Origin of the sequence: Pseudomonas sp. R37(2017) (assembly GCF_002113375.1) — a bacterium.
Classification (GTDB): domain Bacteria; phylum Pseudomonadota; class Gammaproteobacteria; order Pseudomonadales; family Pseudomonadaceae; genus Aquipseudomonas.
Genome location: NZ_NEHO01000001.1, coordinates 229,001 through 245,127 on the forward strand (window position 1 = coordinate 229,001; position 16,127 = coordinate 245,127).

A 16,127-nucleotide genomic window follows, 5' to 3' on the forward strand; every position below is an offset into this window, starting at 1 on the left:
AATTTCACTGTCTCAGCACTCTGAACGACAAATGTTGCGAACTGATGCGGGAAGATCCGCAAAGCTTTCGCCGGCTGCTGGCAAAAGGCTAAGCTACAGACAATTCAGTGCGGGCCGTGGCCCGCACTTGTCATGATTTCTCTGCACGGATGTCTCATGCGCAGTCGCCTTTTCAATCTTTTGTCTGCTTTTTTACTGTCTGCCGCTGCCGTTCAATCCGCCCAGGCGGTGGACCTGTCCACCCAACGCCAGTATTACGATGAAGCCAAACGCGCACTGGCCAAAGGCGATAGCGGCCCGTACTTCCGTTACAGCCAGGCCCTTGCCGATTATCCGCTGGAACCCTACCTGGCTTATGACGAACTGACCGCACGCCTGAAATCCGCGAGCAACGCCGAAATCGAGAAATTCCTCGCCGAACACGGCGACCTGCCCCAGGCCAACTGGATGAAACTGCGCTGGTTGCGCTGGTTGGCGGATCGGGGCGACTGGGCGACCTTCGTCAGATATTACGACCCGAAGATGAACTTTACCGAACTGGATTGCCTGAATGCGCAGTACCAGATCAGCCACAACCTCAAATCCGAAGGTTACGCCAACGCCGAAAAGCTCTGGCTGACCGGCAAGTCCCAACCCGACGCCTGCGACGCCCTGTTCGGCATGTGGGCCGCCGATGGCCAGTTGACCGAGCAAAAACGCTGGCAGCGCGCCAAACTCGCCGCCCAGGCGCGCAACTACCCGCTGGCCAACAGCCTGGTCAACAGCATGACCACCCTCGCCCCTCGTGGCCGCTTGCTGGTGGACGTGGCACAGAAACCGGAACTGCTCAACCAGCCGTCACGCTTCACCCCGGCCGACGAGGCCATGGCCGACGTGGTCAGCCTCGGCCTGCGCCGCCTGGCCCGCCAGGACCCGGACAAGGCCATGGCCCTGCTCGACGGTTACGCCAACAGCATGCATTTCTCCCGGGATGAGAAAGTGGCGATCGCCCGGGAAATCGGCCTGACCCTCGCACGACGTTTCGACAGCCGCGCGCTGGACGTCATGACCAAATACGACCCGGAGCTGCGCGACAACACCGTTTCCGAATGGCGCCTGCGCCTGCTTCTGCGCCTGGCGCGCTGGGATGATGCCTATCAGTTGACCCGCCGCCTGCCCCAGGACCTGGCCACCACCAACCGCTGGCGCTACTGGCAGGCCCGTAGCCTGGAACTGGCGCAACCGCAGAACCCGGAAGCGCAGACGCTCTATAAAAACCTGGCCCGCGAACGCGACTTCTACGGTTTCCTCGCCGCCGATCGCTCACAGTCGCCCTACTCTTTGCTCAACAAGCCGCTGGTACTCAGCCAGGCCACCATCAACAAGGTGCGCAACACGCCTGGCGTGCGCCGCGCCCTGGAGCTGCACGCCCGCGGGCAGATCATCGATGGCCGGCGTGAGTGGTACTACGTCAGCCGTCACTTCAGTCGCGACGAAATGGTCGCCCAGGCCAAACTGGCCTACGACCTGAAATGGTACTTCCCGGCGATCCGCACCATCAGCCAGGCGCAGTACTGGGACGATCTGGACATCCGCTTCCCGATGGCTCACCGCAATACTCTGGTGCGTGAGGCGAAGAATCGCGGCTTGCACCCGAGCTGGGCGTTCGCCATCACCCGCCAGGAAAGCGCATTCATGGACGACGCCCGCTCCGGGGTCGGCGCTTCGGGCCTGATGCAACTGATGCCGGCCACCGCCAAGGAAACCGCACGCAAGTTCAGCATTCCCTATAGCTCGCCACAGCAATTGCTGGATCCGGACAAGAACATCCAGCTCGGTGCCGCCTACCTGAGCCAGGTGCACAGCCAGTTCAACGGCAACCGCGTCCTCGCCTCCGCCGCCTACAACGCCGGCCCCGGTCGCGTCCGCCAATGGCTGCGCGGTGCCGACCACCTGAGTTTCGACGTGTGGGTGGAAAGCATTCCGTTCGACGAAACCCGCCAATACGTGCAAAACGTGTTGTCGTACTCAGTGATCTACGGTGAAAAGCTCAATTCGCCACAACCGATCGTGGATTGGCATGAGCGGTTCTTCGACGATCAATGATTACTGTGTAGGAGCGAGCATGCTCGCGATGGTCGTCAACGATGACGCGGGATGCCTGACACCCAGCGGCGCTCTAATGTCCATCGCGAGCCTGCTCGCTCCTACAAGAGTTCCCCGGCGTTGATCAATCCATCGCTGAACTGCAATGCCGCCAACCGCGCATACAACGCATTGCTGGCAATCAGTTCCTGATGGGTGCCCACCGCCACTAGCTTCCCCTGGTCCATCACCGCGATCCGGTCGGCGTTTTTCACCGTGGCCAGGCGATGGGCGATGACCAGGGTGGTACGGTTTTTCATCAGGCTTGGCAGCGCCTGCTGGATCAGGTGTTCACTCTGGGCGTCGAGCGCACTGGTAGCTTCGTCGAGGAGCAGGATCGGGGCATCCACCAGCAACGCCCGGGCGATGGCCAGGCGTTGGCGCTGGCCACCGGACAAGCCGAGACCGCCATCCCCCAGATGCGTCTGGTAACCGTTGGGCATGGCCTCGATGAAGTCATGGGCGTAAGCGATTCTTGCCGCTTCCTGTACCTCGGCCAGGGTCGCCTTCGGATTGCCGTAGCGGAGGTTTTCTTCAATGCTGCCGAAAAACAGCGCCGGGGTTTGCGACACCAGGGCGAAGCAGCGGCGCAGATCCAGCGGATCAAGCTGAGTCAACGACACGCCGTCGAGCAGTATGTGCCCCTCGGCCGGGTCGTAAAAACGCAGCAGCAAGTCATACACCGTCGATTTGCCGGCCCCTGATGGCCCGACCAGCGCCAGCGTCTCACCGGCATTGACCGTCAGGCTCAAGCCGTCGACGGCATAGCTGTCCGGCCGCGACGGGTAGGAAAAACGCACATTTTGCAGCTGCAGATGGCCGTCGACCCGGTCCGGCAGTGTCACCCTGCCTGTCACCGGCGGCAGGATGATGTTTTCCGAACGCAGTAATTCGGCAATCCGCTCGGCTGCGCCGGCTGCCCGCTGCAGCTCGCCAATCACCTCGCTCAACGTGCCGAACGCACTGCCGACGATCAGGCTGTAGAACACGAACGCCGCCAACTCGCCCGCGGAAATTCGCCCGGCGATGACGTCCATGCCGCCAACCCAGAGCATCACCCCGACCGCACCCAGGACCAGCACGATCACCAGGGTAATCAGCCAGGCCCGCTGGAAGATGCGTTTGCGCGCGGTGTTGAACGCCTCCTCCACCGTCACGGCAAACCGGCGCTCATCCTGAGCCTGATGGTTGTAGGCCTGCACGGTCTTGATCTGTCCCAGGGTTTCCGACACGTAGCTGCCGATATCGGCAATCCGATCCTGACTCAGGCGTGAGAGATTACGCACCCGGCGCCCGAAGATCAGGATGGGTGCGATCACCAGGGGCAAGGCCACCACCACGATGCTGGTGAGCTTGGGGTTGGTGATGAACAACAGGACAATCCCGCCTATCACCATCAACAGATTGCGCAGGAACAACGACAGCGATGACCCGATGACCGATTGCAGCAACGTAGTATCGGCGGTCAGGCGGGACTGGATTTCGGAACTGCGGTTGTCTTCGTAGAACCCCGGATGCAGGTAAATCAGATGATTGAACACCTGGCGCCGGATATCCGCCACGCAGCGCTCGCCAATCCACGACACCAGGTAGAACCGCGCAAACGTACCGATTGCCAACCCCAGCACCAACAGCATGAACAGAGCGATGGATTGATTGAGCAGATGCGGTGACTGGGTCATGAACCCCTCGTCCACCAGCAGACGGATACCCTGCCCCATGGACAGGGTGATGCCTGCGGTGACGATCAACGCCAGCAACGCGCCAAAGGCCTGCCAGCGATACGGCGCAATGAAACGAATGGCCAGGCGAACAGCGCGGCGGTGACGGGCAGAGAACATCGCATTCATCCAGGACAAAGCAATCATCAGGGTCAGCCTATGCCGCTCAATGGGGTGGCTCGCTGCAAATCACAATGAGTCAGGTTAATTATGTCCACCCACACTAGAGGCTAGACGCTATTGGTCTAAAGTTCGGGTAGCCACGAGAAGGCATTTCTGCTGGACTGGTTCTGTCCCCCCCGGAAAGATCGCAGGGAGTTGTCACAGCCCGGTCACCTGGAGGTTCTACAGTAACCACACAACCTGATGAGGAGACAGGCCATGTCCTTGCAATACAGCAGCGACGACAAGATTCAAGTGATCCGCACGCATCCAGACCAGTCTCTGGGTTGCTCGATTATTGACGAGCAGGGTCGCGAAGTACCGATCACTGAAGAGATGATCCAGAAAGCTTGCAAAGAACTGGAAAAGCGCTTGGTCAAGCCTGCCGAACAAAAGTGATATAGCCACCGTCTTCATGACCCGGCCCATTGTTGGCCGGGTTTTTTATGTCTGCGTATCCAATCCGGGACCGTGGCACGCCCTTCGCGAGCAGGCTCGCTCCCACAAAGAATCCGGGCCACAACATTTGCATCCAGTATTGACCCCTGTGGGAGCGAGCCTGCTCGCGAAGGGGCCGCCACGCTCGATCAGATTGCCGTCGCCCCCAACGCCGCCACAATCCTGTGCAACTCCGGCGAATGACCCTCGATCCGCACCTGCAATCCGTCGATCTCCCGGCGCGACGGATACTGCTTGCGCAGCCTGTCGAATGCCGCTCGCTGCTCGCTGACACTGCCGACCAGGCTGCGACGGAAATCCGCATCGTCACGACGCGGGTCATACACGCCACGGCACAGCATCGCCAACGCCCAGGCCGGGTCGCTTTGCGCATTGAGGGTCACGTGCGACAGCCAGGGCGCCGGCAGCAAATCGTTCAGGCTGACACGGGGCGGTTGCCCGAGGAAGTCGCAATACGCGTCATAAATCTGCGCGGTTCCGCGCTGCTTGCCATCGAGGCTGTAACCGGCAATGTGCGGCGTTGCCAGCACGCACAGCTCGGCCAGCGCCAAGTCGACCTCAGGCTCGCCTTCCCAGACATCGAGCACCGCTTGCAGGTCTTCGCGCACCAACAATACATCGCGCAGGGCGGCATTGTTGACCACCGGCCCACGACTGGCATTGATCAGCCAGGTACCGGGCTTGAGTTGATTCAGACGTTTTTCATCGAACAAATGCCAGGTCGCTTGTTGGCCCTGCCTGGTCAACGGCGTATGCAGGCTGATGACATCGCACGCTTCGACGATCTGCTCAAGGCTGACGTAGTCTCCCCCTTCAGCGGCCTGCCGTGGCGGATCGCACACCAGCACCTTCCAGCCCAGGCCTTGCAGGACCTTGACCAGCCGCCCGCCCACTTCGCCGGCACCGACCACGCCGTAGGTACGCCGGGCCAGGTCGACACCCTCGATTTCGGCCAGGGTCAGCAAGCTGCCGAGCACATAGTCGACCACGCCGCGGGCATTGCAGCCCGGAGCGCTGGACCAGGTGATACCGGCTTGTTGAAAGTAATCCAGGTCCAGATGATCGGTGCCGATGGTGCAAGTACCGACAAAACGCACTTTGCTGCCTTCAAGCAGCGCGCGATTGACGTTGGTCACCGAGCGCACCAACAGCACCTCGGCCTGCTCGACCATCGCACGGTCAATGGCGCGCCCCGGCACCCGGCGGATTTCACCGAAGCCTTCAAAGAAGGCATCGAGCAGGGGAATATTTTCGTCGGCAACAATCAACATGGCGGGCTCCTTTGGCGGACCGGCAGTTTAGGCGCAGAATTCATTTCTGTGTAGGAGCGAGCATGCTCCGGGCGGCGTTCCGACGATGGTCGTCAACGATGACGCGGGATGCCTGAATGAACATGACATCCTTGCGTCCATCGTCGGAACGCCGCCCGGAGCTTGCTCGCTCCTACAGACAGAGGGTTGCTTACAAATCGGTAACACGGGTCTTTTCCTGACTGGCGCGTCAACGCGTAGAATGCGCGCCTGTGCTTCAAAACCTTTTGGACGTTTCGCCATTGAATCCTGTAATCGAAAATACCGCCGCCATTGCGCCTGCGCGGACAACACCCGTACGCCTGGAACTCAAGGGCCTGCTCGGACTGGCCCTGCCCATCATGATCGCGCAACTGGCCACCACGGCCATGGGCTTCGTCGATGCAGTGATGGCCGGGCGCGTCAGCCCTCGGGACCTGGCCTCGGTAGCCCTGGGCAATTCGATCTGGATTCCGATCTACCTGTTGATATCCGGCGTCCTGCTGGCTACCACACCCAAGGTCGCGCAACGCTTTGGCGCCGGGCAGTTTGACCAGATCGGACCGCTGGTACGCCAGGCACTGTGGCTCGCACTGTGTGTCGGCTTGATCGGCAGTGGCCTGCTGCTCGGCGCCGAGCCGATCCTGCACTGGATGAAAGTCGATCCGCAATTGATCGAGCCGAGCATGGGTTACCTGCACGGGATCGCTTTCGGATTTCCCGGCATGGCGTTCTATTACGTACTGCGCTGCTACAGCGATGGCATGGGGCGTACCCGTCCGAGCATGGTCATTGGCTTGTGCGGTCTGCTGCTGAATATCCCGCTGAACTATGCGTTGATCTACGGCCATTTCGGCGCACCAGCCCTGGGTGGCGTCGGTTGCGGCTGGGCCAGCGGCATCGTGATGTGGTTCATGGCGTTGAGCATGGCCGGCTGGACGTGCTGGGCCCCCTTCTATGCCCGCACCCGCGTACTGGTGCGCTTCGACCGGCCTGAATGGGCCGTGATCAAGCGCCTGGTCAGCATTGGCCTGCCGATCGGTATCGCCGTCTTCGCCGAGTCCAGCATCTTTGCGGTCATCGCCCTGTTGATCGGCAGTCTCGGGTCTACCGTGGTGGCAGGGCATCAAATCGCCCTGAACATCAGCTCGTTGCTGTTCATGATTCCTTACTCGCTGGGCATGGCCGTGACTGTGCGGGTCGGCCAGGCCCTGGGGGCCGGCAATCCCTGGCAGGCGCGCTTCGCGGCGAAGGTCGGCCTCGGCGCGGCACTGGTGTTCGCGGCGTTTTCAGCGAGCCTGATCCTTCTGTTGCGCGAACCGATCGCCTCGATCTACACGCCTGACCACAATGTGATCCAGATTGCGTCGATGCTGATTGTGTATGCCGCGCTGTATCAGTTTTCCGACGCCATCCAGGTGATCTGCGCAGGCGCGTTGCGTGGCTACCAGGACACCCGGGTGACGATGATCCTGACCTTGTTCGCCTATTGGGGCATTGGCCTGCCGGTCGGCTACGCGCTGGGACTGACCGACTGGTTCGCTCCGGCCAGCGGCCCGAGCGGGCTGTGGGAAGGGCTGATTGCCGGCTTGAGCTGTGCGGCGCTGATGCTGTCGATCCGCCTGACGCTCAGTGCGCGCCGGCGGATTCGTAACAGCCAGGGTTGAACGCCGCAACCCTGTAGGAGCGAGCAAGCTCGCGATGGACGACAGAGCGCCGCGGAGTATCAGGCAGTCAGCGGCATCGTTAACGTCCATCGCGAGCATGCTCGCTCCTACAGAGGTATTGGTTAAACAGGCTTCTTGCGGATCCAGTACAGGTAGGTGCCTTTCTCTTCGTGCTGTGCCACCAGTTCGTGGTCGAGAAACACACAGAACTTGGGAATGTCGCGACGGGTCGACGGGTCGGTGGCAATCACCTTGAGCAGGCCGCCGGGCACCAGGTCACGGATGTGCTGGTGCAGCATCATCACCGGCTCGGGGCAGTTGAGGCCGGTGGCGTCGAGGGTGCCGTCTACCGGCGTATCAAGCATTTCACTCATGATTCACTCCTGAAACTGGCCGGCATTGTCGCGCATTGCCGGGTGTAACGTCATCTGTGGCACCTGTGGGAGCGAGCCTGCTCGCGAATGCGGCGTGCCATTCAACAGGGATATTGACTGACCGGACGCTTTCGCGAGCAGGCTCGCTCCCACAAGGGGTCGCGTCAATCAGCGGGACTTGGGCTTCTTCACGTCCAGCCGACGCAAATGGCAGGTCACTTCCTCACGGTCGTGGTACAGCTGCTTGCAGCCGATCTCGACCTTGATGCCCCGCGCCTTGAATCCCTCGGCAATACGCTCGAGCAAACGCTTCACCTCGGCATAACGTTGCTTCATCGGCAGTTTGAGGTTGACCACTGCCTCGCGGCAATGACCGTCGCCGATCCACTCTTCCAGCATCGCGGCATTGCGCGCCGGTTTCTCGACGATGTCGCAGACCATCCAGTCCACCGGTTGCTTGGGCTTGAAGGTGAAACCGTCGGCCATCAAGTGTTGCACCAGGCCGGTGTCCATCAGGCTTTCGGCCATCGGGCCGTTGTCGATGGCGGTCACCAACATGCCGCGATTGACCAGTTGCCAGGTCCAGCCACCGGGAGCAGCCCCGAGGTCAACGCCGGTCATGTCACTGTGCAGGCGCTCATCCCACTGGTCGCGCGGAATGAAGTGGTGCCAGGCCTCTTCCAGTTTGAGGGTCGAGCGGCTCGGCGCCTCGCGGGGGAATTTCAAACGGGGAATGCCCATCGGCCACATGGCCGAGTTGTTCGGCTCAGCCAGGCCCATGAACACTTCGCGACCGCTCTTGAAGGTCAGCAACAGTCGCGGCTTGTGCGCATCTTCCAGCAGTTTGCCGGCGGCCATCAGCGCCTTGCGCAGGTGCACTTCGAATTTCTTGCAGAAGTTCGACAGTTCCTTGCCGTCGTTGGTGTCGACCATTTCCAGCCACAGGCTGCCGCACGGCGGAAAGTCCGCCATATGATCGAGGATCACGCTGATGCGGTCGGTTTCCGGCAGATCGATGAAAATCCCCCGGGCCCACTGGCGCGGAAAGATCAGCTCGGCGAAACGCTGTCCGTGCATCAGGCGCTCGGCGCCGTCTTCTTCGGTACAGACAAATTCGGCGCAGGCAGTTGCCGCCTTGGCCTTGGCATATCCGGCCACGTTCAGCCGAGCGGCAAGGTCGGAAATCTCGGAACAGACTTCGCCTTCGAAGCCCGGCCGGCAATGCATGAATAGGGTGTTCATTCTTACTCCTGGGCAATGGCGAGGAATTTCGGCCACTGCGCGATGCCCAGGCTTGCGTTGAAGCAAAGCCTGTCACGAAAACCGGCGCATGATAGCTGACTTCGGAACCTGGGGTCTGTCCATAGAGTCCAGTTATTAGCCAGCTACTTAAAACAGGGCTAGGTTTAAGGCTCTGTCCGTTCCCCCAGTCCGTAGCCGTGCGGACTCAAAGGAGTGATCGTAATGCCGTCCCTTGATAGCCTGAAAACACTCAAGACCCTGCAAGTCGGCAACAAGACCTACCACTACTTCAGCCTGCCCGAAGCCGCCAGAAGCCTGGGCGAGCTGGACAAGTTGCCGATGTCATTGAAAGTCCTGCTGGAAAACCTGTTGCGCTGGGAAGACGAAAAAACCGTCACCGGCGCCGACCTGAGGGCACTGGCCGCGTGGCTCAAGGAGCGTCGCTCCGACCGCGAAATCCAGTACCGCCCGGCGCGAGTGCTGATGCAAGACTTTACCGGTGTCCCCGCCGTAGTCGACCTGGCCGCCATGCGTGCGGCGATGGCCAGGGCCGGCGGCAATCCGCAGCGGATCAACCCGCTGTCGCCGGTAGACCTGGTGATCGACCACTCGGTGATGGTCGACAAATTTGCCAGCAGCAACGCTTTCGAGCAGAACGTCGACATTGAAATGCAGCGCAATGGCGAGCGTTATGCGTTCCTGCGCTGGGGCCAGAACGCCTTCGACAACTTCAGCGTGGTGCCGCCGGGAACCGGGATCTGTCACCAGGTAAATCTGGAATACCTCGGTCGCACGGTGTGGACCAAGGATGAGGACGGTCGCACCTATGCCTTCCCGGACACGCTGGTGGGCACCGACTCGCACACCACCATGATCAACGGTCTCGGCGTGCTCGGCTGGGGCGTCGGCGGAATCGAGGCGGAAGCGGCGATGCTCGGGCAACCTGTGTCGATGCTGATTCCGGAGGTCATCGGCTTCAAACTCACCGGCAAGCTCAAGGAAGGCATCACCGCCACCGACCTGGTGCTGACCGTGACCCAGATGCTGCGCAAGAAGGGCGTGGTAGGCAAATTCGTCGAGTTCTACGGCGATGGCCTCGCCGACCTGCCACTGGCCGACCGCGCGACCATCGCCAACATGGCCCCGGAATACGGCGCCACCTGCGGTTTCTTCCCGGTGGACGACGTCACCCTGGAGTACTTGCGCCTGTCAGGCCGCCCCCTCGAAACGGTGCAACTGGTCGAGACCTACAGCAAGGTCCAGGGCCTGTGGCGCCTGCCCGGCCAGGAACCGGCGTTCACCGACAGCCTGGCGCTGGACATGGGCAGTGTCGAAGCCAGCCTCGCGGGACCGAAACGTCCACAGGACCGGGTTTCGCTGCCGAACGTCGCGCAAGCGTTCAGTGACTTCCTTGACCTGCAATTCAAACCCACCAGCAAGGAAGAAGGCCGCCTGGAAAGTGAAGGCGGTGGCGGCGTCGCCGTCGGCAACGCCGATCTGGCCGGCGAAGCGGATTACCAACACGAAGGCCAGACCTATCGCCTGAAAAACGGCGCGGTGGTCATCGCCGCCATCACCTCCTGCACCAACACCTCCAACCCGAGCGTGATGATGGCGGCCGGGCTGGTGGCGAAGAAAGCCGTGGAAAAAGGCCTGAAACGCAAACCCTGGGTGAAGAGCTCGCTGGCCCCCGGCTCGAAAGTGGTCACCGACTACTATAAGGCGGCCGGCCTGGCCCATTACCTCGACGAATTGGGATTTGCCCTGGTCGGCTATGGCTGCACCACCTGCATCGGCAACTCCGGGCCGCTGCCGGAGCCCATCGAAAAAGCCGTCCAGCAATCCGATCTCACCGTGGCATCGGTGCTCTCGGGCAATCGCAACTTCGAAGGTCGGGTGCATCCGCTGGTCAAGTCCAACTGGCTGGCCTCACCGCCGCTGGTGGTGGCTTACGCACTGGCGGGCACGGTGCGCACCGATCTCAGCCGCGAGCCACTGGGCGAAGACAAGGATGGCAAACCGGTTTACCTGCGGGACATCTGGCCAGGCAGCAAGGAAATTGCCGAGGCGGTCAACCAGGTCAATACCGCCATGTTCCACAAGGAATACGCCGAAGTGTTCGCCGGTGACGAGCAATGGCAGGCGATCAAGGTCCCGCAGGCGGCGACCTATGAATGGCAGGACGACTCGACCTACATCCAGCACCCACCGTTCTTCGACGACATCGGCGGTCCGCCGCCAGTGGTCAAGGATGTCTGTGCAGCGAACATTCTCGCGCTGCTCGGCGACTCGGTGACCACCGACCACATCTCCCCGGCCGGTAACATCAAGGCCGACAGCCCGGCCGGACAATACCTGCGCGACAAAGGCGTGGAGCCGCGGGACTTCAACTCCTACGGTTCGCGACGGGGCAACCATGAAGTGATGATGCGCGGCACCTTCGCCAACATCCGCATACGCAACGAAATGCTCGGCGGCGAAGAAGGCGGCAACACCCGCTACATTCCCACCGGGGAGAAGATGTCGATCTACGACGCCGCCATGCGCTATCAGGCTTCGGGCACGCCGCTGGTGGTGATCGCCGGTCAGGAGTACGGCACCGGATCGAGCCGCGACTGGGCGGCCAAAGGCACCAACCTGCTGGGGGTCAAAGCGGTCATTGCCGAAAGTTTCGAACGGATTCACCGCTCCAACCTGGTGGGCATGGGCGTGCTGCCGTTGCAGTTCAAGCTGGATCAGAACCGCAAGAGCCTGAACCTCAATGGCAGTGAAACCCTGGACATCCTCGGCTTGACCGGCGTCGAGCTGACGCCACGGATGAACCTGACGCTGGTCATCACTCGCGAAGACGGCAGCCGCGAGAAGATCGAGGTGCTGTGCCGCATCGATACCCTGAACGAAGTGGAGTACTTCAAGGCCGGAGGGATTCTGCATTACGTGCTAAGGCAGTTGATTGCGGGATGAACCGCCCCTGTAGGAGCGAGCATGCTCGCGATGGCGGTGTGTCAGGCGATGTAGATGTTGGCGGTACCGCCGTCATCGCGAGCATGCTCGCTCCTACAGAAGCAAATCTGTGCATAGGTAAAACCCTGACGCCCCAGTCATTTTGCGACACGCTACTCATTGTTGAAAAATAATTTCAATATTTCGCCAGGCTTGCCGAAACCCTGTCAAAGCCTTGCGGAATGAAACAGCCATGCGTAACAACCAACCCATCACACAGCGCGAGCGGACGTTCCCGGCTCAGCAACGGTTGATTTCCACCACCGATGCCAAGGGCATGATCACCTACTGTAACGACGACTTCGTCGACATCAGCGGATATTCCCGAGAGGAACTGATCCGCGCACCGCACAACCTGGTTCGTCACCCCGACGTCCCGGCGGCGGTGTTCGCACACATGTGGGCCACGCTGAAACAAGGCTTGCCATGGATGGGCATTGTCAAGAATCGCTGCAAGAGCGGTGATCACTACTGGGTGAACGCCTATGTGACACCGATCTTCGAAGGCAATCAGGTGATCGGTTACGAGTCGGTGCGGGTCAAGCCCACCGCCGAACAGATCCGCCGCGCCGAAGCGCTCTACCAACGCATCAACCAGGGCAAGTCAGCCATTCCCTCCTCGGATAAATGGTTGCCGGTCCTGCAGGACTGGCTGCCGTTCATTCTGGTCAGCCAATTGAGCTTCATGATCGGTGCATCACTGAACTCCCAGTGGGGTTTTGCCCTGGCGGCCGGTCTTTCGGTGCCACTGGGCCTGATGGGCCTTCGCTGGCAACAGCGTGGCCTCAAGCGTTTGCTGCGCCTGGCCGAGCAGACTACGTCCGATCCGTTGATCGCTCAGATGTACACCGACAGTCGCGGCGATCAGGCACGACTGGAGATGTCCATCCTCAGTCAGGAAGCACGCCTGAAAACCTGCCTGACGCGCCTGCAGGACACGGCCGAACACCTGACCGATCAGGCCAGGCAATCCGATGCCCTGGCGCACAACAGCTCCAGTGGCCTGGAGCGTCAACGGGTCGAGACCGAGCAAGTGGCCACCGCGGTCAACCAGATGGCCGCGACTACCCAGGAAGTCGCCAGCCACGTACAACGCACCGCCGACGCCACCCAGGAAGCCAATCGCCTGACCGGTCGTGGTCGTGACATTGCCGGGGAAACCCGCGAAGCCATCCAGCGCTTGTCAGTGGTGGTGGGTGAAACCGGCGTGACCGTGACGCAACTGGCCAAGGACAGCAACGAAATCGGTGGCGTGGTCGACGTGATCAAAGGCATCGCCGACCAGACCAACCTGCTGGCCCTGAACGCCGCCATCGAAGCCGCCCGTGCCGGCGAGATGGGTCGCGGTTTTGCGGTGGTGGCCGACGAAGTCCGTCAACTGGCGCAACGCACCAGCGAGTCCACCGGACAGATTCATGCGCTGATCGCCAAGCTCCAGCAAACCGCCGGCACCGCCGTGCAGACCATGGAAGCCGGCCATCGTCAGGCTGAAGAAGGCGTGGCGCGGGTACTGGAAGCGGACCAGGCTCTGGTGGGGATCAGCGAGGCGGTGGCCAACATCACCGACATGACCACCCAGATCGCTGCCGCGACCGAAGAGCAAAGTGCCGTGGCTGAAGAAATCAGCCGCAACATCAGCAATATCTCGGAGCTGGCGGACCAGACTTCGGAGCAGGCGCAGAACTCGGCGTTGCTCAGCGAAGAACTGACCAAGACAGCGAACACCCAGTATTCGTTGGTGGAGCGGTTCAACCGCTGATTTGTGATGTTGCCTGGCAGATCGTATTCGCGAGCAGGCTCGCTCCCACAGTGGACCCGGGCGGCACACAAACTCCTGTGGGAGCGAGCCTGCTCGCGAAGAGGCCCTCACTGGCACTACAAACCTCACTGGAGAAACGCAGCAACCCTCCCCGCCGCAGCCACCAAATGCTGCTCATGGGTAAACCCGGAAGCCTTCAATGGCTTCAAGTCATGATCCCCCGCCGTCAGCCACAACAACTCAATGCTCGGCGATAGCGCATACCCCTCCACCGTCTCACGATTGCCCAGCGCATCGCGCTCACCCTGCACGATCAAGGTCCGGGTTTTCAGCCCCGCCAGATGTTCGACCCGTGGCTTTTCCGGCTTGCCCACCGCATGGAACGGATACCCCAGGCACACCAGCGCATCCGCTCCCAGTTCATCGGCCAGCAGACTGGCCATGCGCCCACCCATGGACTTGCCGCCAATGGCCAAAGCCCCAGTGACATGGCGTCGCACCTGGCTGTACACCTCACGCCAGCATTCCAGCAGTTTCGGCGCCGGGTTTGGCGGGCGTTTACCGCCGTCGATGCGCCGTTGCGCCATGTACGCAAACTCGAAGCGCAATACGTTCACGCCCTGTGCAGCAAGGCGTGCAGCCATGTCGCTCATCCAGTCGCTGTCCATCGGTGCGCCGGCGCCATGGGCGAGGATCAGCGTCACCGAAGCCTTGCCAGCGGCGGCATTCCACAACCATCCATGATCCCGCACGCACTGCGCCCATTGATCCCCGTCAATACTGGCCTTGTGCTCTTTGTCCATGCTTGCCTCGCTTTCAGTCTGCCTATAACTCCGGCCGAAGGGTGCGTTGCCTTGCGCTGCGCGCTCACTTCTTCGGCTGAACCGTGGATGGGGAACCATGAACACTTCTATCAGTACCGCCTACAACTACAAGGTGGTCCGCCAATTCGCCATTATGACGGTGGTGTGGGGCATCGTCGGCATGGGGCTCGGGGTTTTTCTCGCGGCCCAATTGGTCTGGCCCGAACTCAACTTCAATTTGCCGTGGACCAGCTTCGGTCGCTTGCGCCCGCTGCACACCAACGCGGTGATCTTCGCCTTTGGCGGCTGCGCGTTGTTCGCCAGTTCGTTCTATTCCGTGCAACGCACCTGCCAGACGCAGCTGTTTGCGCCGAAAATCGCCGCGTTCTGCTTCTGGGGCTGGCAGCTTGTGATTCTCCTGGCGGCCATCAGCCTGCCGCTGGGCTACACCAGCTCCAAGGAGTATGCCGAGCTGGAATGGCCGATCGACATCCTGATCACCATCGTCTGGGTCGCCTACGCCATCGTGTTCTTCGGCACGATCATGCAGCGCAAGACCAGGCACATCTATGTCGGTAACTGGTTCTTCGGCGGGTTCATCATCACCGTGGCGATCCTGCACATCGTCAACAACATGGAGTTGCCGGTCAGCCTCACCAAGTCCTACTCGCTGTACTCCGGCGCCACCGATGCGATGGTGCAATGGTGGTACGGGCATAACGCCGTAGGCTTTTTCCTCACCGCCGGTTTCCTCGGGATGATGTATTACTTCGTGCCGAAACAGGCCGAGCGCCCCGTGTACTCCTATCGCCTGTCGATCGTGCACTTCTGGGCGCTGATCACCTTGTACATCTGGGCCGGCCCGCACCACCTGCACTACACCGCGCTGCCGGACTGGGCGCAGTCGCTGGGCATGGTGATGTCGCTGATCCTGCTGGCGCCGAGCTGGGGCGGGATGATCAACGGCATGATGACCCTGTCGGGCGCCTGGCATAAGTTGCGCAGCGACCCGATCCTGCGCTTCCTCGTGGTGTCGCTGGCGTTCTACGGCATGTCGACCTTCGAAGGGCCGATGATGGCGATCAAGACGGTCAACGCCCTCTCCCACTACACCGACTGGACCATCGGCCACGTACACGCCGGCGCGCTCGGCTGGGTGGCGATGATTTCCATCGGTGCGCTGTACCACATGATCCCGAAAGTCTTCGGACGCGAGCAGATGCACAGCATCGGCCTGATCAACGCGCACTTCTGGCTCGCCACCATCGGCACGGTTCTGTACATCGCTTCGATGTGGGTCAACGGCATTGCCCAGGGCCTGATGTGGCGTGCGGTGAACGAGGACGGCACGCTGACTTACTCCTTCGTCGAAACCCTGGTGGCCAGCCACCCTGGCTTCGTCGTGCGGCTGGTAGGCGGTGCGATCTTCCTCAGCGGCATGTTCCTGATGGCCTACAACACCTGGCGCACCGTGCGGGCCTCGCAGCCTGCCGAAATCGCCGCTGCCGCGCAGATGGCCTGAGG

The 16,127-nt window shown here is 61.3% G+C and carries 11 protein-coding genes; 6 read left to right on the plus strand and 5 right to left on the minus strand.

All coding sequences use genetic code 11. The features are described from left to right. Positions 1 to 156: 156 nt before the first annotated feature. Entirely contained in the window at positions 157 to 2,085 is a 1,929-nt protein-coding gene (locus tag CAG47_RS01095) for a transglycosylase SLT domain-containing protein (RefSeq protein ID WP_085723086.1), read from the plus strand. A gap of 101 nt (positions 2,086 to 2,186) precedes the next feature. Here CAG47_RS01095 and CAG47_RS01100 read toward each other — a convergent pair whose 3' ends face one another. Beyond that, on the minus strand, positions 2,187 to 3,974 hold the full coding sequence (locus CAG47_RS01100; RefSeq protein WP_177408906.1) for an ABC transporter transmembrane domain-containing protein: 1,788 nt from the start codon (positions 3,972 to 3,974) through the stop codon (positions 2,187 to 2,189). A 252-nt stretch (positions 3,975 to 4,226) separates the two neighbouring features. Here CAG47_RS01100 and CAG47_RS01105 point away from each other — a divergent pair, with 252 nt between their 5' ends. Next, positions 4,227 to 4,406: a PA1571 family protein gene (locus tag CAG47_RS01105; protein WP_085723087.1), complete on the plus strand. Its 180-nt coding sequence runs from the start codon at positions 4,227 to 4,229 to the stop codon at positions 4,404 to 4,406. 188 nt (positions 4,407 to 4,594) lie between these two features. Here the strand turns inward: CAG47_RS01105 and pdxB are convergent, their stop codons facing one another. Continuing rightward, on the minus strand, positions 4,595 to 5,737 hold the full coding sequence (pdxB, locus tag CAG47_RS01110; RefSeq protein WP_085723088.1) for a 4-phosphoerythronate dehydrogenase PdxB: 1,143 nt from the start codon (positions 5,735 to 5,737) through the stop codon (positions 4,595 to 4,597). Between the two features lie 281 nt (positions 5,738 to 6,018). Between pdxB and CAG47_RS01115 the strand changes: the two genes are divergently transcribed. Then, a complete protein-coding gene (locus CAG47_RS01115) occupies positions 6,019 to 7,422 on the plus strand; it encodes an MATE family efflux transporter (protein ID WP_085723437.1) in 1,404 nt (467 codons plus the stop codon). Between the two features lie 122 nt (positions 7,423 to 7,544). Here CAG47_RS01115 and tusA read toward each other — a convergent pair whose 3' ends face one another. Continuing rightward, a complete protein-coding gene (tusA, locus tag CAG47_RS01120) occupies positions 7,545 to 7,796 on the minus strand; it encodes a sulfurtransferase TusA (protein ID WP_085723089.1) in 252 nt (83 codons plus the stop codon). A 168-nt stretch (positions 7,797 to 7,964) separates the two neighbouring features. After that, positions 7,965 to 9,038 carry a 23S rRNA (cytidine(2498)-2'-O)-methyltransferase RlmM gene (gene rlmM / locus CAG47_RS01125; protein ID WP_085723090.1) on the minus strand — a complete coding sequence of 358 codons (1,074 nt, stop codon included), beginning with the start codon at positions 9,036 to 9,038 and terminating at the stop codon, positions 7,965 to 7,967. Between the two features lie 222 nt (positions 9,039 to 9,260). On the opposite strand from rlmM, the gene acnA reads away from it, so the two are divergent. Together acnA and CAG47_RS01135 are read left to right on the plus strand one after the other, a co-directional pair. Beyond that, positions 9,261 to 12,002 carry an aconitate hydratase AcnA gene (gene acnA / locus CAG47_RS01130; protein WP_085723091.1) on the plus strand — a complete coding sequence of 914 codons (2,742 nt, stop codon included), beginning with the start codon at positions 9,261 to 9,263 and terminating at the stop codon, positions 12,000 to 12,002. A gap of 232 nt (positions 12,003 to 12,234) precedes the next feature. Then, positions 12,235 to 13,800 (plus strand): PAS domain-containing methyl-accepting chemotaxis protein, encoded by a 1,566-nt coding sequence (locus CAG47_RS01135; protein ID WP_085723092.1) that lies wholly within the window; start codon positions 12,235 to 12,237, stop codon positions 13,798 to 13,800. 125 nt (positions 13,801 to 13,925) lie between these two features. On the opposite strand, the gene CAG47_RS01140 is transcribed toward CAG47_RS01135, so the two are convergent. Next, a complete protein-coding gene (locus CAG47_RS01140; protein WP_085723094.1) occupies positions 13,926 to 14,603 on the minus strand; it encodes an alpha/beta family hydrolase in 678 nt (225 codons plus the stop codon). Positions 14,604 to 14,700: 97 nt separating this feature from the next. Between CAG47_RS01140 and ccoN the strand changes: the two genes are divergently transcribed. Then, positions 14,701 to 16,125 (plus strand): cytochrome-c oxidase, cbb3-type subunit I, encoded by a 1,425-nt coding sequence (ccoN, locus tag CAG47_RS01145; RefSeq protein WP_085723095.1) that lies wholly within the window; start codon positions 14,701 to 14,703, stop codon positions 16,123 to 16,125. Positions 16,126 to 16,127 lie beyond the last annotated feature (2 nt).

What these genes read in the sequence shown, in the direction of transcription:
- CAG47_RS01140 (WP_085723094.1), bottom strand. Translation starts at nt 14,603, where the DNA reads ATGGACAAAGAGCACAAGGCCAGTATTGACGGGGATCAATGGGCGCAG.
- CAG47_RS01135 (WP_085723092.1), top strand. Translation starts at nt 12,235, where the DNA reads ATGCGTAACAACCAACCCATCACACAGCGCGAGCGGACGTTCCCGGCT.
- CAG47_RS01095 (WP_085723086.1), top strand. Translation starts at nt 157, where the DNA reads ATGCGCAGTCGCCTTTTCAATCTTTTGTCTGCTTTTTTACTGTCTGCC.
- rlmM (WP_085723090.1), bottom strand. Translation starts at nt 9,038, where the DNA reads ATGAACACCCTATTCATGCATTGCCGGCCGGGCTTCGAAGGCGAAGTC.
- CAG47_RS01105 (WP_085723087.1), top strand. Translation starts at nt 4,227, where the DNA reads ATGTCCTTGCAATACAGCAGCGACGACAAGATTCAAGTGATCCGCACG.
- CAG47_RS01100 (WP_177408906.1), bottom strand. Translation starts at nt 3,974, where the DNA reads ATGAATGCGATGTTCTCTGCCCGTCACCGCCGCGCTGTTCGCCTGGCC.
- tusA (WP_085723089.1), bottom strand. Translation starts at nt 7,796, where the DNA reads ATGAGTGAAATGCTTGATACGCCGGTAGACGGCACCCTCGACGCCACC.
- acnA (WP_085723091.1), top strand. Translation starts at nt 9,261, where the DNA reads ATGCCGTCCCTTGATAGCCTGAAAACACTCAAGACCCTGCAAGTCGGC.
- pdxB (WP_085723088.1), bottom strand. Translation starts at nt 5,737, where the DNA reads ATGTTGATTGTTGCCGACGAAAATATTCCCCTGCTCGATGCCTTCTTT.
- ccoN (WP_085723095.1), top strand. Translation starts at nt 14,701, where the DNA reads ATGAACACTTCTATCAGTACCGCCTACAACTACAAGGTGGTCCGCCAA.